The organism is Pseudarthrobacter sp. PvP004, assembly GCF_017876035.1.
In the GTDB taxonomy this organism is placed as follows: domain Bacteria; phylum Actinomycetota; class Actinomycetes; order Actinomycetales; family Micrococcaceae; genus Arthrobacter; species Arthrobacter aurescens_A.
This window is the reverse complement of sequence record NZ_JAGINL010000001.1, coordinates 1,007,507-1,026,098: the sequence shown is the minus strand read 5'-3', so window position 1 is coordinate 1,026,098 and position 18,592 is coordinate 1,007,507. Positions and strand designations below refer to the sequence as shown.

Below are 18,592 nucleotides of genomic sequence, written 5' to 3'. Positions count from 1 at the left end.
TGTCCAACCGGCGTTGGGCTGCGTCAGTTCCACTCCGCCGAACGGACCAGGATGACACCTGAGTCCGGGCAAAACACGATCTCGTCCTCTGCTGCAGCTTTGACTTCGGCAAGGTCGCCGGGGCTGAGCATCATGCCGGAGCCTTCGGACTTGCCGTGGAACAGACGGGCTGCGCCGACACCGCGCTTGGCAATGGTCTTCTCGTAGATGGCAAGTACTCCCGCGTCCAGCGATTCCGCGAAGGCGGCGCGCTGTCCACGAACCACCGTTTCCTCGGCTGCAATCTCGGCAATGGCTTCGTCCAGCTCCGCCCGGATGCTGCCGAACGAGCCTTGGATATCGTCCACGATCGACTGCTGAGCGGCCTGACGCTCGCGCAATGTATCCAAGCGTTCCAGGATTTCGAGCTCAACGTCTTCAAGGTCCGAGCGGCGCTTGTTGAGTGAGGCAATGTCACTCTGCAGCGCCACCAGGTCCTTGGACAGGCCGGTGCCGCTGTTAAGCCGGGTCTCGTCCCGTTCAATGCGGGTTGCTACCTGCTCCACATCGGCTTCTGCCCTGCGAAGTTCGGTCTCGGCGTCATGGACGGCAATTTTGGCAGCGCCGAGTTCGCCGTTGGCTACATTCAACGCATCCGTGAGGTCAGTGATGCGTGGATCGGTTTCCAGGACCTTCCGGCGGCCGGCAAGCGACCTGAGCTTGGCATCCAGTCCCTGCAGTTCAAGCAATTTCAATTGTTCTGCCGGTGCTGCTTTCGCCACGCTTACCTCCGCTAATCGCCACCGGGCCTGGGGATCAGGTCCGGCCGGACCGCCACTATCTGTCAGGGCTGTCCGTATCTTTCTAGACTCTAGTCCCCGCCGGGAGTGAGTATGAAGTCCCAGGGATCGCTGTTGGTGCTGCTGACGCGGATCTCGACGTCGTAGCCTTGGTCCGCGAGCACGTTGCCCAGCGCTTCAGCGGCAGCAGGGAGCCACAGCCATTCACTGGCAAAGTGCGAAACGTCGATCAGGTAGGGTCGGCCGTTGGTGGCACCTTCGCGCGCCTCGGATGCCGGGTGGTGCCGCATGTCTGCTGTGACGTACACATCCGCGTGGCTGGCCCGAACGGCATCGAACAAGCTGTCCCCCGCACCACCGCAGACGGCAACGCGCCGGATCAGGCCGTCTTTGTCTCCAGCCACCCGGACTCCGCCTGCGACGGCGGGCAGCATTTCAAAGACGCGGGCAGCGAAATCACCGAGCGTCTCGAGATCAGGCAGGTCGCCTACCCTGCCAATACCTTCCTCCGGCAATCCGTTGCTTGCAGCCGTCAAGGGCGTAACGTTCTCCAACCCAAAGGCGTCAGCCAGGACATCGGAAACCCCGCCAACGGCTGAATCACCATTCGTGTGCACGGTCAGCAGACCAGTCCCGGCCTCTATCAATCGGTGTACCGCAAGGCCCTTCGCGGATGTGGCCGCCACGGAGTTGACCCCTTTGAGAAGCAAGGGGTGGTGGGTGATGAGCAGTTCGGCCCCCCACTCCACGGCCTCATCGATCACGGCCAGCGTGGGGTCAACGGCAAAGAGGACTTTGGTGACAGGGACGTTTGGCCGTCCGACAACCAGGCCCACCTCGTCCCAGTCTTCAGCCAAGGACTCCGGCCAGAGTTCCTCGACAGCCAGCAACACCTGACCGAGCGTAGGATCACCGCTGGCGTCAACTGTTTCGTCTTCTTCGACGGAATCCGCATCCGAAATGTCGGTGTTTACTGCTTCCATGCTCTTATTCTTCCCTACTGAGGCCGATTTCTTCCCTACTGAGGCTGATCAGGCAGTCGCCGCTCCCACGGCACCTCCCCGGTGCCGTAATTCTCCCGTAAGGTGAAGCGGGAATCATCAGGCCCTCCGATCCATTGAAGAGAACATGAAAACTTTCGTACTTGGCGGCGGCTGCTTCTGGTGCCTTGATGCCGTTTACCAGAAGACCCGCGGCGTCAGCTCGGTGGTGTCCGGTTACACGGGCGGCCACGTCCGCAATCCCGACTACTACGAGGTCTGCTCCGGCACCACTGGTCATGCAGAAGTAGTCGCGGTGACATTTGATGAAACCGTAGTTCCGGAGGGAGTCATCCTGGACATGTTCTTCGCCCTCCACGACCCCACCACATTGAACCGTCAGGGCTATGACGTGGGGACGCAGTACCGTTCGTCGATGTTCTACACAACCACGGAAGAAAAAGTGTTGTTCGAGGAAGCCATTGAGCGCGCCCAGGCCCTCTGGTCCGATCCGATTGTGACCGAGGTCAGCCGCCTTCCCGAATTCCATGAGGCCGAGGAAGTCCACCAGAATTACTACGCAAAGTTCCCCTATCAGGGGTATTGCCAGGTGATCATTAACCCGAAGCTGGCAAAGGCCCGGAAATATTACTCTGCATGGCTTACTGCTTAGCAGGGTTTCGACCCTGCTGGTTAGGCTGACCTCAGCATTCCCTCTTCAGAGATAGGCGTAATTTTCATGGCAAGGATCTACGACGACGTCACGCAGCTGGTCGGTCGCACCCCGCTGGTCCGTCTGAACCGGCTCACAGAAGGCCTCGACGCCACGGTTGCAGTCAAGCTTGAGTTCTACAACCCGGCCAACAGCGTCAAGGACCGCATTGGCGTGGCCATCATTGATGCTGCCGAAAAGTCCGGCGCCCTGAAGCCCGGCGGAACCATCGTCGAAGGTACTTCCGGCAACACCGGCATCGCCCTGGCACTGGTGGGTGCAGCCCGCGGATACAAGGTCATCCTGACCATGCCTGAGACCATGTCCACCGAGCGCCGCGTCATGCTGCGCGCTTACGGTGCAGAAATCGTCCTGACGCCCGGATCCGAAGGCATGCGTGGCGCCGTCGAGAAGGCACAGGAAATCGTCGCCAACACGGAGAACTCCATCTGGGCGCAGCAGTTCGCCAACGAGGCCAACCCGGCGATCCACCGCACCACTACCGCCGAGGAAGTCTGGGAAGACACCGACGGCGAAGTGGACATCTTTGTTGCCGGCGTGGGTACCGGCGGTACCATCACCGGTGTTGGCCAGGTCCTCAAGGAGCGCAAGCCGGGCGTGCAGATCGTGGCTGTTGAGCCCAAGGACTCCGCGATCCTCAACGGTGGAGCCCCCGGCCCGCACAAGATCCAGGGAATCGGCGCCAACTTTGTTCCGGAAATCCTGGACACCAACGTTTACGACGAAGTCCTGGACGCCACGCTGGAAGATTCAGTCCGCGTAGCCCGTGAACTCGGAGCCCGTGAAGGCATCCTTGGCGGTATTTCCTCCGGCGCCATCGTGTGGGGTGCACTGGAACTGGCCAAGCGTCCCGAGAACGCCGGCAAGCTGATCGTCGCCGTCGTCTGTGACTTTGGAGAGCGTTACATTTCCACGGTCCTGTTCGACGACATCCGTGGCTAACACTTAGCCCGCACACCTTCATTTCCTGTAGAAAGGTCTTTGTGAGCTTCTTCGCAAGGCTTAAGGAAGACCTCGATGCCGCCCGGTCACACGACCCGGCGGCTCGAGGCTCTTTTGAGAACTTTTTCGCTTATTCCGGTTTGCACGCCATTTGGGCGCACCGGGTGACTCACCGGCTCTGGCAGAATCCGGCACTCCGTTTTCCTGCCCGCCTGATTTCCCAGTTGGCCAGGTTCCTTACCGGCATTGAGATCCATCCCGGTGCAACCATTGGCCGGCGATTCTTCATTGACCACGGCATGGGGGTGGTGATCGGTGAGACCGCTGAGATCGGCGAGGACGTGATGATCTATCACGGCGTCACGCTCGGCGGCCGTTCATTGGCCAAGGTCAAGCGTCACCCGACCATCGGCGACCGCGTCACCATTGGCGCCGGCGCAAAGGTTCTGGGTCCCATCACCATCGGTGCGGGAAGCGCCATCGGCGCCAACGCCGTGGTGGTGAAGGACGCACCACCGGAGTCCATCATCACAGGCATCCCAGCCACGTGGCGGCACCGCGACGCCAGGTCCGAAACGAAGCCCGCTGTGGACCCGGCTGAGTACTACATCGAGTATCGGATCTAGCCGGCTAGCCTTCTGTATAAATTCCAGAAGACAGCGTCGAAGGCGCGGTCCGGAAGAACCCTTCGCAATGCCAGGACGCTCCAGGCCCCCCTGCCCACCGGGTAACGGGTTCTGGGGCGTTTTGCCGTTGCGGCGCGAACTATGGTTCTTGCTACAACACGCGCCGGCGTCGACAACACGTGGCCTGATCCGGAGGTGGAGGCCAGTGCTGCAGCCACGATGTGCGCTTGTTCTTTGTAAGGTCCACCACCCGATATAGTCAACAGGCCCTCGCCCGCGATGGTGCCCCATTCACTATCCGTTCCCGACGGCTCGATAACGACGACGTCGATGCCGTGTGGCTTAAGCTCCAGCCGCAGGGAATCGCTCAACCCCTCCACCGCAAACTTTGTCCCGTGATACCAAGCCCCCAATGGTTCATATATTTTGCCGCCAATGGAGGTTACGTTGATGATCCGGCCCGAGCCGGCGAGGCGCATCCCGGGAATGACAAGTTGGCTCATCCTTGCCAGGCCTATGACGTTGACTTCGAACTGGCGCCTGCCCTCAGCCATCGGAACTTCCTCGAGTGAGCCGTAGGAACCATATCCGGCATTGTTGACCAGCAAATCGATCCGCCCGTGGGCCGCTTCAACCAGCCCCACCGCAGACGCCATCGATTCTTCCGAGGTGACGTCCAAGGACATGACAGTGATGCCGTGCTGCTTCAGCGGTTCCATCTTGTCCACACGGCGTGCGCCTGCATAGACAGTGAAACCGGCTGCCCTGAGTGCTATGGCCGTGTCGAAGCCGATCCCGGTGGAGGCCCCGGTGACAAACGCGATACGGGATGCCATGGGTGGTCTCCTTCAGTTCATAAGGGGAACGGCAAACAATTCACTACGGCAAAGGCCGGTCCATCCCAGAGTATCTGGGAGGAACCGGCCTTAAGGAAAGGTGCTGCTAGTGGGTGTCGACTGCCGAGATCTCGGACTTGTCTTCGCCCCAGAGGGTGTGGAACGTACCCTCGGTGTCCACGCGACCGTAGGTGTGTGCACCGAAGAGGTCGCGCTGGCCCTGGATCAGGGCAGCGGCAACGCGCTTGCGGCGCAGGCCGTCGTAGTATGCCAGCGAGGAGGAGAACACCGGTACCGGGATGCCCAGCTGGACGGCGGTGGCCACAACCCGGCGCCACGCCGGAAGTGCCTCGGCGATGGCCTTGGTGAAAGCCGGCGCGAACAGCAGGTTGGCGGGCTTCTCCTCGGCTGCGTAGGCCTTGGTGATGTCCTTGAGCAGCTCTGCACGGATGATGCAGCCTGCACGCCACAGCGAAGCGATCTCGTCCAGCTTGAGGTCCCAGCCGTACTCCTTGGCAGCGGAGGTCAGCATGTCCAGGCCCTGAGCGTAGGAGACCAGCTTGGAGGCGTAGAGCGCCTGGCGGACATCCTCGACGAAGGTCTCGGGGATTTCCACAGAGGCTTCTTCGCCGGCCAGCAGTTCCTGGCCAAGTTTGCGCTGCTCCGTCTGGGAGGACAGTGCGCGGGCAAACACGGACTCGGCAATGCCGGAGACCGGGGACCCGAGTTCCAGGGCGGAGATGACCGTCCAGCGGCCCGTGCCCTTCTGGCCTGCTGCATCCACCACGACGTCGACGAACGGCTTGCCCGTCTTTGCGTCAACGTGTCCCAGGACCTCGGCGGAGATTTCGATCAGGAAGGAGGAAAGGTCGCCCTTGTTCCATTCAGCGAAGATCTTGGACTGCTCGGCGGGCTCAATACCAGCGCCGGAGCGGAGGAGATCGAATGCTTCACCGATGACCTGCATGTCGGCGTATTCAATACCGTTGTGGACCATCTTGACGAAGTGGCCGGCGCCGTCGGTGCCGATCCATGCACAGCAGGGTTCGCCGTCGACCTTTGCGGAGATCTTTTCCAGCAGCGGGCCGAGCGCGTCGTAGGACTCGCGCGAGCCACCGGGCATGATGGACGGGCCGTTCAGCGCGCCTTCTTCGCCACCGGAAACGCCGACGCCTACGAAGTGCAGGTCCTTCTTTGCCAGCGCGGCTTCGCGGCGGCGGGTGTCCTCGTAGTGCGAGTTACCGGCATCGATGATGATGTCGCCGGCTTCAAGCAGCGGTTCCAGCTGCTCGATCACGTTGTCAACGGGAGCGCCTGCCTTGACCATGATCAGGACACGGCGGGGCTTTTCGAGGGAATCGACGAGTTCCTGCAGCGTTTCCGTGCGGATGAAGTCGCCGTCCGTGCCGTGCTTTTCCAGCAGGGCGTCAGTCTTTTCCACGGAGCGGTTGTGGAGAGCCACGGTGAAGCCGTTGCGGGCGAGGTTGCGGGCCAGGTTGGCGCCCATCACCGCAAGGCCGGTGACACCGATGTGTGCTGACATCAAAACTCCAATTCGTTCGTGTACAAACAGTCCTCTGTTTCCCGATAGGGCACGCAGGAAGCGATTTCAAAACCAGGGGCTGCAATAAACCATACGTATTTAAACCTTGGGCGGGAAAGCGGCGCCCACGTTTTGGAACGGTGCCGCGTCATAAACAGTCTATGATGCCGCCCCGGTTCCAGCTGCGCGCAGGACGCCTCCGCGCCATTATGCTTACCTCTATGTCAACCAGCCTCCACCACCGCGCCGTAGAGCACCTGGGCACCAGGATCGTCGGTGGTGCCCTTCCCACCGGCCACGTCATGTTGGCGGAGCATCTGGAAGACGAACTGAAAGTCTCCCGCTCCGTGGTCCGTGAAGCTGTCCGTGTGCTGCAATCGCTGGGACTTGTGGAGACCATCAAGCGTGTGGGCATCCGGGTTCTGCCGGCCCATCGATGGAATCCTTTCGATCCTTTGGTGATTCGTTGGCGTCTTGCCGGCGAGGGGCGTGGCGCCCAGTTGAGGTCGCTCGCCGAGCTGCGTTCCGCCGTCGAGCCTGTCGCAGCAGAACTGGCCGCCGGGAACGCGCCCGAAAGTCTTCGGCAGGAGTTGGTGGGCATCTCGTTGGCCATGAAGGAAGCCGGCGATGCCGGTGACATGGCCCGGTTCCTGGACCTCGACATCCGGTTCCATGCACTGGTCCTCTCGGGCTCGGGCAACGAGATGTTCGCCAACTTGATCGGCCAGGTCACGGAGACCCTCACGGGCCGAACCGTCCACGGGCTCATGCCTGAACACCCCCAAAAGCAGGCGCTTCAGTGGCATATGGACGTGGCCCATGCGATTGACGCCGGAGACGGTTCCCTGGCGCGCGACGCCGCCGCAAAGATTATGCGTCAGACCATCGCGGAGCTGGCACCCAGCTGGAATGACCAGCCCCGCGTCTTCGTCCCCGTAGCCAAAAACTAGCTACGGCTGGAAGTTCAGCAGCACTTTTCCGGATTCAGCGGAGTTCTTCGCCACCTCAAAAGCCTCCAGGCCTTGGGCCAGGCCGAATTCGTGCGTCACCACAGGGTCGACGAACAGCGAACCATCGGCCAGGGCAGCAATGACCTCATCGATTTCGTCGTTGAAGCGGAACGAGCCAAGGAGTTCCAGCTCGCGGGTGATGGCGAGGGAGATGAACACCGGCTGTGGTCCGGATGGCAGTAGTCCCACCATCACCACCTTGCCGCCACGGGTAGCACCCTTGATGGCCGAGGCCAGTCCAAAATGGCTGCCTGATGATTCAATGACCACGTCTGCGTCCACCGCCGCGATAGCCTCCGCATCGTCGCCTTTGAGGACGTCATCCGCCCCCACGGCGCGCGCAATCTCCAGGGGCTTGTCATGCATGTCGACGGCGACAATCCGGGCCGCGCCGGCACGCTTCAGGACAGCGACCGCCAGCGCACCGATCGGACCACTGCCGATCACGAGCGCCGTTTTTCCTTCGACGTTTCCCGCGCGGCCTACAGCATGCCAAGCGACACTGGCGGGCTCAACCAGGGCGGCAGTGCGGAGATTCAGGTTCTCCGGAAGAGGGCGCAGCATCCTTGAGGGAAGGTTTGCGTAGCGGCTGAACGCGCCGTCCGTGTGGGGGTACCGGGCAGCACTGCCAAGGTAGGTGCAGCCCGGGGAGAGGTTGGGCCGGTCCTCGGGGTATCTAACATCGCCGGGTGCCGGGGTTGCCGGGTGGACGGCCACTGGGGTCCCCTCAGCGGGGCCGGTACCGTCCGCTGCCTGCTGGACCACCACGCCAACGATTTCGTGGCCCAGGACCATGGGCTCTTTGAGGATGGACTCCCCCGCTGCGCCATGCAGCCAGTAGTGAAGGTCTGATCCGCAGATCCCGCCGTAGGCGATCTCCACGATCGATTCGTCTTCTGCCGGAGTGGCCAGCGGGACGTCCTCAATCCGGAGGTCACCTTTGCCGTGGGCAACTACAGCGGGGCCGGAAGCTGGAAGGTTGATGCCCATCAGACCACCACCGTCATTCCGCCGTCGACGAAGATCGTCTGGCCGTTCACGAAGTTCGAGGCCTGGGAGGCGAGCCATACGGTGGGGCCGGCAAGGTCTGCCGTGGTGCCCCATCGGTTGGCCGGGGTCCGGCCAAGGATCCAGGAGTTGAAGTCAGCATCATCCACCAGGTTTTGGGTCATTTCCGTGTGGATGTACCCCGGCGCGATTCCGTTAATCTGCAAACCGGAGGCGGCCCACTCCGCGGTCATGGCGCGGGTGAGGTTGCGGAGACCGCCCTTGGCAGCCACATAGGGGGCGATCGTGGGGCGTGCCAGGTCCGTTTGGACCGAGCAGATGTTGATGATCTTGCCGTGACCCCGGGGGATCATATGCCTTGCCGCTTCCCGGCCTACCAGGAAGGCGCTGGTGAGGTCGGTGGTGATGACGCGGTCCCAGTCCTTGACGTCGAGCTCCAGCATGGGGACACGGTGCTGAATTCCGGCGTTGTTCACCAGGATGTCCAAAGGCCCGACGTTCTGTTCGATCCAGGCCACCCCCTCAGCGGCGGATCCAGCGTCCGTGACGTCGAAGGCCCGGCTGTGGACCCTGCCCACCGGATAGTCAGCGGCCATGGCCTGGTGGGCTTTCTCCAGGCGTTCAGTGCTGATGCCATTGAGCACCACCGTCGCTCCGGCATCGGCGAGGCCCCTGGCCAGGGCGTTGCCGATTCCCCGGCTTGAACCAGTGACCAAGGCAACCCGCCCGGTCAGATCGAAAAGTCCACTCATAGTTTTGTTCTTCATTCCTTCTGGTGTTGCGCCGGTTCAGTTGCTGTTCGACGTCGCGGCTGGTGAAAGGCTTAGGTTTGCGATGGTCTGACGGACAACGGCAAGGTCGTGATCTCCGAGTCCTTGGCGTTTGAGTTCGGCATAAAGGTCGATTGCCGCCGATGCCATGGGGACGGCGGAGCCAACGGCTTGTGCGCTGGTGAGCACGAAGCCGAGGTCCTTGTGCATAAACTTTGCCGGCCCGGTAGGCGCATAGTCCTTGGCGGCCAAGCGTGGGCCAACGTTTTCCAGCACCCGGCTTCCGGCCAGCCCTCCGGAAAGGACCTCAAAGAGTGCCTCCACGTCCATGCCGGCGCGTTCCGCGAGTTCGGCCGCTTCGGCGAGGGCCGCCGTCGTTGTTCCGACGATGAGTTGGTTGCACGCTTTGGCGAGCGACCCCGAACCCAGCGGCCCCATGCGCCGGACGGTAGTCCCCATGGTTTCCAGGAGTGGTTGGAGAGCTTCGAACTGGCCTTCGGTGGCCCCCACCATGATGGCGAGGCTTCCGCGTTGCGCCCCGGCGGTACCGCCGCTGACCGGCGCATCCACCACCTCGGCGTTGCCGCCGGATGCCTGGTGAACAGTTTCGCCAAACAGTTGGACCGCAGTTGGCGAGACGCTGCTCATGATGACGACGGCGGTGCCCGGCCGGGGTGCCTTGTTCCGCCATGATTCGAGCAGGTCCGCTGCGGCTTCCTCGATGAAGGGCAGATCGGGGAGCATGAAGATGATGGTGTCTTCGTCCCGCAGCTCCGCCACGGCTGCTGCGCGCCGGACGCCGGAAAGGCCTTCAAAAACGGTCTCGGATCGGTTCCAGGCGGTGACGTTCCAGCCGGCTGCCGCCAGGTTTGAGGCCATGGGCGCTCCCATGAGTCCCAAGCCAACGAAGCCCACGCGTTTGCTGGTCATGGTAGGTAACACCTCACTTCTTTGTGGTCATCTACGAGATTACTGTTCAATATCCTAGCCTCCATTCAGTATGATGAACACCATGACGACTGATGAACTTACCATCGCCATCGCTGTACCGCTCGAAGCAGAGCACGTAGAGCTGATCCGCGCTGTAGATCCTTCCGTAACAGTTCTCTACCACCCCGAGCTTCTTCCGCCTGAACGCTTTCCCGCAGATCACGCGGGCGATCCGGAGTTCAAGCGCACTCCGGAGCAGGAGGAACGCTACTGGGACATGCTGAACCGGGCGCAGGTCCTGTACGGCTTCCCCAACGAAAGTCCAGCCGGCTTGGCACGCATCGCCGCGAGCAACCCGCACTTGCAGTGGATTCATGCCATGGCAGCGGGAGCGGGTGGCGCGGTCAAGGCTTCCGGGCTCGACCCGGAAACCCTGCAGAAGTTCCGCGTGACAACGTCCGCGGGCGTCCATGCCCTGCCCTTGGCGGAATTTTCAGCCTTCGGCATCCTCAACGGGTTCAAGCGCAGCGCCGAGATGGCACAAGATCAAGCCGCCAAGGTTTGGCCCGAGCTGAGAACACCCACCAAACTTGTCAACGGCTCAAAGGTGGTCATCGCAGGCCTCGGCGAAATTGGCTTGGAGACTGCCCGAATTGCCCGGGCCTTGGGTATGAAAGTCAGTGGAACCAAGCGCACTGTGGAAACCATTGAGGGAATCGAGGAGGTCACCAACAATGATGGTCTCCCCGGCCTGGTGGCTGATGCCGACGCAGTGATCAATACACTTCCCGGCACGCCGTACACGGAGAAGCTGTTCAACAAGGACATTTTCTCGGCCATGAAACCCGGAGCCGTGTTCGTCAACGTGGGCCGGGGAACAGTGGTGGATGAGGACGCTTTGCTCGAGGCCTTGAACAATGGCCAGGTGTCGTATGCCTGCCTTGACGTCTTCGCGGTGGAACCCCTTCCACAGGACAGCCCCTTGTGGAACCATCCCAAGGTCCTGGTGTCCCCGCACACTTCTGCGTTGAGTGCTGCCGAGAACCGGCTCATCGCCGAACGCTTCTGCAGCAACCTGCGCACCTTCCTGGACGGTGGCGAACTCCCCCATCTGGTTGATCCGGTCCACTTCTACTAAGCCGGCAACTACCAACCTGTGGCGTCAAACCACCTCTCGGACAACGTGTCGGTCATGGTCCTGACATAAGTGCTCGAGAGGTGGTTGTCGTCGAGGTAAACATAAACGTTGCCCACGATGCCTGGACAGGCCGTGCCGTCGCAGATCAAGTCCGTCATGTCCAGGATGGACAACCCCGTGAAAGTTCCCTCCAACTGGTCCAAGGGATTGCTTTCGGCGAGAACCGAGGACTGGGCGGGACGGCAGCGTGAGTCATCCACGCCGGACGCCATTGCGCACTCACTGGGGCTGAATGAGAAGCGCGGGTTGTCCCTCATGGCGATGACTTCCACACCTTGATCAGTGATCTCACCCACCAGCTCGTCGAGCCCCCATGTGAGGTCCTCGTCCGGCGAGTCGGGGACCGCCGCCGTTCCCACAAGGAAAACGGCATCCGGCTGATGGATACGGATGTGTTCCCGGACGTTCCGATTGAAGGTGTTGCACTCGTCCCCCACCTCGTCCGTTTCGGTCATGAAGGGACAGGCTCCAAACGTGATGGCTTGAACCCGCCAATGGTGTTCCTTGGCCAGGGGGCCGATGGCCCCGAGCCACTGCAGGGAATGCGATTGACCCACTACAAAGACGGTCCTCTCGGCGTCAGCGCCGACGTCGTTCTGCTGGCATTCCGCAAACAACACCGGGTCCGTTGGCCGGAGATCCCCTATACATGCGCCATCGAGCCTTCCCCAGTCTTCCGGAAGCTGCTCAGGGGTTGGCAGTGTCCGCGCGCCCTCGCCAACACGGTCAACATAGCCAGGCAACAACGCCCTGGCCCCCGGGTTGTCGTCAGCATCCTGCGTGGCGATGATGTTCTTCTCCGCTTGCTGCTGGAAGCCAAACTGCACCATCGGTGCTGCAGCGACGGCCAAGCAAACAAGCACCGCCAGCGCCAGGCGCCAACGTTTGGCTTCCGGCCATCGCCATGCACGCAGTGGCTGCTCAACAAACCGGGTAGTGAGGAACGCCAACAGCAGCGACGCACCCACGATCAAGGTGCCGGTGATCGCGTCTGCATGGTCTTGGCCGATCCACACCAAAGTGATCACCAACAGCGGCCAATGCCACAGGTAAAGGGCATATGAAGTAGAGCCCAGCCCCACCAGAAGCTTGGACGAGAGGATCCTGTCAACTCCGAAGCGGCTGCCCGATTGCCCCGCGACGATGACAGCCACCGCTGCGAGGGTCGGCCACAGCGCCACGAAGCCCGGAAACGCGGTCTGGACCTGAAGAACAGCGCCACAGCTCAGCATTGCGGCTATGCCCACCCACCCCAGCACGCTACTCAGCCCGAGACCGGGCCGAAGATAGGGAAGCAACAGTGCCACCAGGGTGCCCAACGCAAACTCCCACAACCGGGCAAAGGTGTCGAAATAGGCCAGTTCCTGATTGGCCGCCGTGAAGTAGATCGAATACGCCAGCGATACTGCGAAGATCAGCCCGAAGATTCCAAGAAGCACGGCCCGATACCGCAGGTTTAAGCGGCGGCACACCCAGGCCGTGGCAACAAAAATGGCCGGCCAAAGAATAAAAACCTGCCCTTGGATGGACAGCGACCAAAAATGCTGGAAAGGACTCGCCAAGCTGTGGTCCGCCGCATAGTAGTTGACCACCTGCCGCTGGAGCAGCCAATTTTGGACGTAGAACAGCGAAGCCCATCCTTGGCTGACTATTTCGATCCAGCGTGTGCGGGGAATGAACACGTACGTAGCCGCCAAAGTGCTCAGCAGGACCACGACGACGGCGGGCAACAACCGCCAGAACAGGTGCAGCCAGTGCCGCACCAGTGATACCGGCCGTGCGTCCTCATAGCGGCTGACGAATTGCAGCGTCATGAGGAACGCTGAAATCAGCAGGAACACGTCCACGCCGCCGGAAACGCGACCGAACCAGATGTGATACGAGACAACCATGAGAACGGCCAAAGATCTAAGGCCCTGGATCTCGGGCCGAAACTTGGTACCCCCGCTGGCGGCCCGGACCTGCCCGGGACTTTCCGGTGATGCAAGGCCCTTGGTTGCCGTCATCGACACCCTCCTCATTCGCTGCACCAATTCTGCACTGCCACAGGTGAATTTCCACCAGCTTCGGAGGACATTTTGTGTTCAAGCGCAAAGCAGCGCGGCACCTTCGCATGAAGGGATACCGCGCTGCCAGGCGTGTGGTCTGTATGGTGCCTCGAGTTAGGGCGTTGCCTCAGGTTTGGGTGTTGCCTCGGCCTACTTTGCGTCTTCCGTGCTGACGAGGTCCCTGCCTGCCGTCTCCGGGGTGAAGAAGGTTGTGACGAAGGAGATGAGCGCAAGGACCAGGGAGTAGATGGCCAGGACCAGCCAGGAGTGGTTGGTGGCGGCCAACATGAGCGCCCCGAGCAAGGGCGCAAGACCGCCTGCCAGGACCGCTGAAATCTCGCGGCTCATAGCGACACCCGTAAAGCGATACTGGGATCCGAACAGTTCAGGCAACAGCGGGCACTGCGGCCCCAGCATGGACTGAACACCGATTGCGATGCCTACGGCCATGACCACCCATACCAAGGTGACGTTGCCCAAGGTCACCAGATAGAACGCCGGAACCGCGATGATTGCTTGGAACAGTGCCCCGTACCGGTACACCGGGACACGACCGAACCTGTCGGACAAGGCACCGAACGTGACCACCATAACGGCGGCGAACCCGGCCGCGATCAACAAACCCACAGGACCGATGGAGTTGTTCCCGGCGAAGACACCCGCCGGCATGCTCATGAAGGACACCAGCAGCGCGGAGTAGATCGAAGAGTTGCCGTTCTCGCCCATGCGCAGACCGATTCCCAGCAACACGTTCTTCTTGGAGTGCTTCCAGAGAGCACCAATGGGGTTCTTGACCACGTTCTTGTGCTTTTCCAACTCTTGGAACGCGGGCGTTTCCTTGAGCTTCAGGCGAATGAAGATGGCCACGGCGATCAGAATGAAACTGGCAAGGAACGGCACGCGCCACAACCAGCCCTGAAGGACGGACTTGTCCGCCATCGTGATGAGCGCGAAAGTTCCGGCACCGAGGAGCGTGCCCAGCTGGATGCCGACGAACGGCAGAGATGCGAAGAACCCACGACGGCGACGCGGCGCCACTTCAGATATCAGCGTCGTGGCGCCGGCCTGCTCCGCACCGGCCCCCAGGCCCTGAATGATTCGCAGCGTCACCAGCAGGACAGCGCCGAGCATGCCGGCTTGCTCGAACGTGGGGAGCAGGCCAATGGCAAAGCTGGCTGTTCCCATCAGCGCGATGGTCAGGATGAGGACCATCTTCCTGCCGAATCTGTCCCCGATGTAGCCGAAGATCAAACCGCCGAACGGACGTGCAGCAAAGCCAACGCCGTATGTGGCGAACGAAGCAATCAGAGCACCGTCCGGGCCGAGCGGGGAAAAGAACAACGGGCCGAAGATCAGGGCCGAAGCCAAGCCATAAATGTAGAAGTCGTAGTACTCCAGCGCGGAGCCGACAGAGCTGGCCAGCGTAGCCCGCCGGAGCTGTTCCGGCTCAACTACAGCGTCGTCAGCCTCGGCCGCGAGCGTTTCATTTGCACGAGTTATCACAAGCACTCCCTCAAAATCACCCCGGGCCCCCGTTGGCCCAGCGAGATAGTGATGGCATCACCGCCAAGATCACTATGATGAACAGCGTACAGCTTGTTGAACGTACTGCCAAGGTTGTAATCAGATTTATTTAGACGTGCTCCGGTTCCTAGCCCATCGGGTTCCCCAAGGAACGCGCCAGCTCTTTGAGTTCCTTGACCATCAGGGCGCCCTGCTCCTCCGAGTACGTGGCCTTCAGCGCGGTCACCGACAAACCCAGACTTGGGCCGTGAGCTCCGTGGGTCGGCACCGGCACGGCCAGACACACCACACCAACCGTGGACTCTTCATCCTCGAAGGCGAAGCCCTGCTTGCGGATGGCGGAAATCTGGGCCTTGAGTTCCTCGGCGGTCTTCAGCGAATTGGCCGTCATAGTGGGCAGCTGCATGCCATCCGGGAACATCGAGTCGATATCGTGATCATGCAACTGGGCGATCAGAGCCTTCCCGACGCTGCAGAGCGAGACCGGCATCTTGTCACCGATGTTCGACGTCAACCTGACCGCAGGATGGCCCTCATACCGCGCCAGGTAGATGACGTGGTCGCCGTCGAGCATCGCAATCCTCACGGTCTCTCCGGACAGCGTAGGCGCCTGCTCACAGTACTTATAGAACTCCTGCACCTCGTCGAGTCGGCTCAGGTATGCGGCACCCAGTTCCACAAGCTTCCTTCCCAAGGCAAAGTCCGCACCCTGCCTGGTAATGAGGCGCGCTTCTTCCAGCGCCAGCAACAGGTTCGACGTAGAAGACTTGGGGATCCCGAGTTCACGCGAGAGATCACTCAGCGTCAGCCGGCCCGTTGGGGACTCAGCGAGCACCTCCAATACAGCCGCAGCGCGGGTGACGGCAGGCGCCGGCGACGAAGCGCCCAGCCCTTCGGAACGGGAGGTGCGGGAATCGGCCATGATTCTCCTTAGGCATCGCAATTCGATTGTTCATTCTGCTGAACAATTCTCATCATAGTGGAATGAGTATGCGGGAGTAAGGCGTGTTTAATGCCCCCATCTCCGCCCTCAGCGGGGCCTCACTTTCCAAACCCGAAAGTTCTCTGTATATTCATCTTCGAGCTCTCCACCGCGGCATCCCCCAATAGTCGTGGTGGAGAGCTCATCCATTTCCCGGGCAGGAGACTACGCCGCGGCGACTTCCTCGCCCCTAAGGCGCCAGCCCCCACCGGAGCCATCCCGGACCAGTTCCCAAGTCGCCGTACCTGAGCGGGGGTTGTTCCCCAAGCGAACCTGGACCTGCCAGACTTCAACGTCAACCCGCCCCTGTCCTCGCGGCATACGGCGGGACTCCTCCCACCACGCGACCCGCTCAAACCAGCGGACAGGTTCCACCATAATGCGCCACTCGCGGCCGCCCCTCACAACGACTGCAGGGGCGCCTTGCGCAGCCGTGCGGATGTATACGTGCTCCATGGATGAAACCGTAGGGTGGGGGTCTGACATTCAAGACCCACCGGAGGAAAGGGGCAGGCAAACAAAAACCCCGCCACCCAAGTCTTTTGACTTGAAATGACGGGGTTTTTCTTGGTGGGTCCTACCGGGATCGAACCGATGACATCCACGGTGTAAACGTGGCGCTCTACCAGCTGAGCTAAAGACCCAAATCGCGGCTTCCGTGCTTCGTAACTTCCTCAGCGCTTCAACCAACGAACAATGACTCTACATGATCAACCGCCGGAAACACCAATCGGCCCTGGTGCCTCCGGAATATCCGGTAAAGCGCGCGCAAGGTAGTCCAATGCGCCGCTTACGCCCAGTTCCAATTTCAGCTCGGCAAAGTCGTCGCCACGGGTGGTTCCGCGGTTGATGATGACCACTGGTTTCCCCGTTTTTGCAGCGTGGCGCACGAACCGCAGACCGCTCTGAACCGTCAGCGATGATCCCGCCACCAACAGGGCCTCCGCGTTGTCCACCATCTCGTAGGCGCGGGCCACCCGATCCTTGGGGACGTTCTCTCCAAAGTAGACAAAGTCCGGCTTCAACGTTCCTCCGCAGATCGGACACACAGCCATGACGAACGATGTGATGAGATCAGGGTCCTCAACTATTGCGTCGGCATCGGGGGCCATTTCTACCACTCCGGACTTCAGCGCCTCCTCCAGGAAACCAGGATTGATTTCTTCCAGGATGGCGGCAATCAAACGCCGACTGAAGGTATGCCCGTTGCTGAGGCAAATCACTTGGTCAAAACGGCCATGCAGGTCCACCACGTTGACACTTCCGGCGTCCTCATGGAGCCTGTCAACATTTTGGGTAATGAGTCCGGTCATCAGGCCGCGGCGCTCCAGGAGCGCGACTGCGACATGGCCGGCATTCGGATCAGCATGCCGAAGGTGGGACCAGCCGATATGGTTCCGCGCCCAATAGCGCCGCCGATTGGCCTCCCCGCCAATAAACTCCTGGTAGGTCATAGGGTTTCTGGGCGCAGAACCTGGGCCACGGTAATCAGGAATTCCGGAATCGGTACTCAAGCCGGCACCGGTGAGTACCGCCAAACGCTTGCCTCCCAGGAGATCCACGGCAAGCCCAAGTGCTTCCAGCTCCCTGGGGTCCAGTTGCGCCACCGCCGCGGGTGCCATGCTGGCAAATCCAGTCATGCCAACTCCGGGCCTGGGATGGTTCATGACTATTGATCCGCCAACGACGACAATGCCCGGCGATATTCGGAAAAGTCCCTTGCCTGACCCCGCGGATTAACAACCACATAGCGGATGATGCCCGCGTCGTCGATGATGAACGTCCCCCTCAAGGCCATTCCACTCGCTTCATCAAAGATGCCGTACTTCTGCGCCACCGCTCCATGCGGCCAGAAGTCCGCCAGGAGCTCGAAGCCAAATTGCTCGTGCTCAGCGTAGGCACGCTGCACGAACTTACTGTCGACCGAAATCGCCAAGACCGCGGCATTCGAATCCTTGAAGGCGGCTATGTTGTCGCGAATCTCACAAAGCTCCCCCGTGCAAATCCCGGAGAAGGCGAAAGGAAAGAACACCACAACAACGGTGCGGCCCCGGAAGTCAGCCAAACGGACTGGCTCGCCGTACTGGTTCAGCAGTTCAAAATCCGGTGCGAGTTGTCCTGCCTGGGGAACGAGCCCTGAGGCAGGCGCCTGCTGGACTTCCGTCACTTGTTCTTCTTGGGCACCAAACGCGTGGCGCTCCAGTCCTTTGAAACACCTGCCGATGTGGTCAGATGCAGACCGGACGTCGGGGCGGCATCCTGGATGTCCGCCGGAGACACGTAGTTGTCACGGCCTGACTTTGGAGTCAGCACCCAAACAACCCCGCCTTCCTTCAGGTTGGTAAGCGAATCCATCAGGGCATCAACAAGGTCACCGTCGCCATCCCGCCACCAGAAAACAACAGCATCTACGACGTCATGATCATCTTCATCCAACAACTCGGAGCCTGTGACATCTTCGATGTCGTCACGCAAGTCGAAATCGACGTCGTCGTCGTAGCCGCGTTCCTGAATCAGATCCCCATCTTTGAAACCCATTCTTTCCGCCACATTTACCGATGTGGCGGCGTCGGCCTCGCTCACGTTTCCTCCTTTTGCAGTGACTTCCATTACTAACAGCCAACACCCTTTGGGCGTGTGCTTCAAGCTATTGTCCCAGCCAGCGGCCATATTCCGCATTCCA

Annotated in this window: 19 protein-coding genes and 1 tRNA gene; 5 read left to right on the top strand and 15 right to left on the bottom strand. The window is 61.0% G+C overall.

Going from position 1 to position 18,592, the window contains the following annotated elements:
* Window positions 1-23: 23 nt before the first annotated feature.
* On the bottom strand, window positions 24-761 hold the full coding sequence (locus tag J3A64_RS04660) for a zinc ribbon domain-containing protein (RefSeq protein WP_011775085.1): 738 nt from the start codon (window positions 759-761) through the stop codon (window positions 24-26).
* Between the two features lie 89 nt (window positions 762-850).
* Window positions 851-1,762 (bottom strand): Nif3-like dinuclear metal center hexameric protein, encoded by a 912-nt coding sequence (locus tag J3A64_RS04655; protein WP_210063713.1) that lies wholly within the window; start codon window positions 1,760-1,762, stop codon window positions 851-853.
* Between the two features lie 145 nt (window positions 1,763-1,907).
* Between J3A64_RS04655 and msrA the strand changes: the two genes are divergently transcribed.
* The 3 genes from msrA (at window position 1,908) to epsC (ending at window position 4,060) form a co-directional block, all read left to right on the top strand.
* Entirely contained in the window at window positions 1,908-2,432 is a 525-nt protein-coding gene (gene msrA, locus J3A64_RS04650; RefSeq protein ID WP_210063712.1) for a peptide-methionine (S)-S-oxide reductase MsrA, read from the top strand.
* A 66-nt stretch (window positions 2,433-2,498) separates the two neighbouring features.
* The gene (gene cysK / locus J3A64_RS04645; RefSeq protein ID WP_011775088.1) at window positions 2,499-3,434 is read left to right on the top strand and encodes a cysteine synthase A; all 936 of its coding nucleotides are present in this window, start codon (window positions 2,499-2,501) and stop codon (window positions 3,432-3,434) included.
* A gap of 41 nt (window positions 3,435-3,475) precedes the next feature.
* Window positions 3,476-4,060 carry a serine O-acetyltransferase EpsC gene (gene epsC / locus J3A64_RS04640; RefSeq protein ID WP_011775089.1) on the top strand — a complete coding sequence of 195 codons (585 nt, stop codon included), beginning with the start codon at window positions 3,476-3,478 and terminating at the stop codon, window positions 4,058-4,060.
* Here epsC and J3A64_RS04635 read toward each other — a convergent pair.
* Window positions 4,057-4,896 (bottom strand): oxidoreductase, encoded by an 840-nt coding sequence (locus J3A64_RS04635; RefSeq protein WP_011775090.1) that lies wholly within the window; start codon window positions 4,894-4,896, stop codon window positions 4,057-4,059. The genes epsC and J3A64_RS04635 overlap by 4 nt on opposite strands.
* A gap of 106 nt (window positions 4,897-5,002) precedes the next feature.
* On the bottom strand, window positions 5,003-6,439 hold the full coding sequence (gndA, locus tag J3A64_RS04630) for an NADP-dependent phosphogluconate dehydrogenase (RefSeq protein WP_014922062.1): 1,437 nt from the start codon (window positions 6,437-6,439) through the stop codon (window positions 5,003-5,005).
* A gap of 221 nt (window positions 6,440-6,660) precedes the next feature.
* Between gndA and J3A64_RS04625 the strand changes: the two genes are divergently transcribed.
* Complete coding sequence (locus tag J3A64_RS04625) at window positions 6,661-7,389, top strand: FadR/GntR family transcriptional regulator (protein WP_043471334.1); 729 nt, start codon at window positions 6,661-6,663, stop codon at window positions 7,387-7,389.
* Here the strand turns inward: J3A64_RS04625 and J3A64_RS04620 are convergent, their stop codons facing one another.
* Genes J3A64_RS04620 through J3A64_RS04610 form a run of 3 tightly spaced genes read right to left on the bottom strand, consistent with a single transcriptional unit; the run spans window position 7,390 to window position 10,157 of the window.
* The gene (locus J3A64_RS04620; protein WP_210063711.1) at window positions 7,390-8,439 is read right to left on the bottom strand and encodes an L-idonate 5-dehydrogenase; all 1,050 of its coding nucleotides are present in this window, start codon (window positions 8,437-8,439) and stop codon (window positions 7,390-7,392) included.
* Window positions 8,439-9,209, bottom strand: coding sequence for an SDR family oxidoreductase (locus tag J3A64_RS04615; RefSeq protein ID WP_210066053.1), 771 nt, complete (start codon window positions 9,207-9,209; stop codon window positions 8,439-8,441). The genes J3A64_RS04620 and J3A64_RS04615 overlap by 1 nt, the downstream gene beginning before the upstream one ends.
* Window positions 9,210-9,245: 36 nt before the next feature.
* Window positions 9,246-10,157, bottom strand: a complete 912-nt coding sequence (locus J3A64_RS04610; RefSeq protein WP_210063710.1) for an NAD(P)-dependent oxidoreductase — start codon at window positions 10,155-10,157, stop codon at window positions 9,246-9,248.
* A gap of 70 nt (window positions 10,158-10,227) precedes the next feature.
* On the opposite strand from J3A64_RS04610, the gene J3A64_RS04605 reads away from it, so the two are divergent.
* The gene (locus J3A64_RS04605; protein WP_210063709.1) at window positions 10,228-11,295 is read left to right on the top strand and encodes a D-2-hydroxyacid dehydrogenase; all 1,068 of its coding nucleotides are present in this window, start codon (window positions 10,228-10,230) and stop codon (window positions 11,293-11,295) included.
* 8 nt (window positions 11,296-11,303) lie between these two features.
* Here the strand turns inward: J3A64_RS04605 and J3A64_RS04600 are convergent, their stop codons facing one another.
* The 8 genes from J3A64_RS04600 to J3A64_RS04565 all read right to left on the bottom strand — a co-directional run bounded on the left by J3A64_RS04600 (window position 11,304) and on the right by J3A64_RS04565 (window position 18,492).
* Window positions 11,304-13,361: an acyltransferase family protein gene (locus tag J3A64_RS04600; protein WP_043806150.1), complete on the bottom strand. Its 2,058-nt coding sequence runs from the start codon at window positions 13,359-13,361 to the stop codon at window positions 11,304-11,306.
* Between the two features lie 192 nt (window positions 13,362-13,553).
* Entirely contained in the window at window positions 13,554-14,912 is a 1,359-nt protein-coding gene (locus tag J3A64_RS04595; protein ID WP_011775098.1) for an MFS transporter, read from the bottom strand.
* A gap of 142 nt (window positions 14,913-15,054) precedes the next feature.
* Window positions 15,055-15,849 (bottom strand): IclR family transcriptional regulator, encoded by a 795-nt coding sequence (locus J3A64_RS04590; RefSeq protein ID WP_014922069.1) that lies wholly within the window; start codon window positions 15,847-15,849, stop codon window positions 15,055-15,057.
* Between the two features lie 225 nt (window positions 15,850-16,074).
* A complete protein-coding gene (locus J3A64_RS04585; RefSeq protein WP_210063708.1) occupies window positions 16,075-16,365 on the bottom strand; it encodes a hypothetical protein in 291 nt (96 codons plus the stop codon).
* 112 nt (window positions 16,366-16,477) lie between these two features.
* Window positions 16,478-16,553 (bottom strand) — tRNA-Val (locus J3A64_RS04580).
* 66 nt (window positions 16,554-16,619) lie between these two features.
* Complete coding sequence (locus J3A64_RS04575) at window positions 16,620-17,576, bottom strand: NAD-dependent protein deacetylase (RefSeq protein WP_011775101.1); 957 nt, start codon at window positions 17,574-17,576, stop codon at window positions 16,620-16,622.
* Between the two features lie 2 nt (window positions 17,577-17,578).
* Window positions 17,579-18,076: a peroxiredoxin gene (locus J3A64_RS04570; RefSeq protein ID WP_011775102.1), complete on the bottom strand. Its 498-nt coding sequence runs from the start codon at window positions 18,074-18,076 to the stop codon at window positions 17,579-17,581.
* Window positions 18,073-18,492, bottom strand: coding sequence for a DUF3052 domain-containing protein (locus tag J3A64_RS04565; RefSeq protein WP_026005795.1), 420 nt, complete (start codon window positions 18,490-18,492; stop codon window positions 18,073-18,075). Before J3A64_RS04565 ends, J3A64_RS04570 begins: the two co-directional genes overlap by 4 nt.
* Window positions 18,493-18,592: the final 100 nt, after the last annotated feature.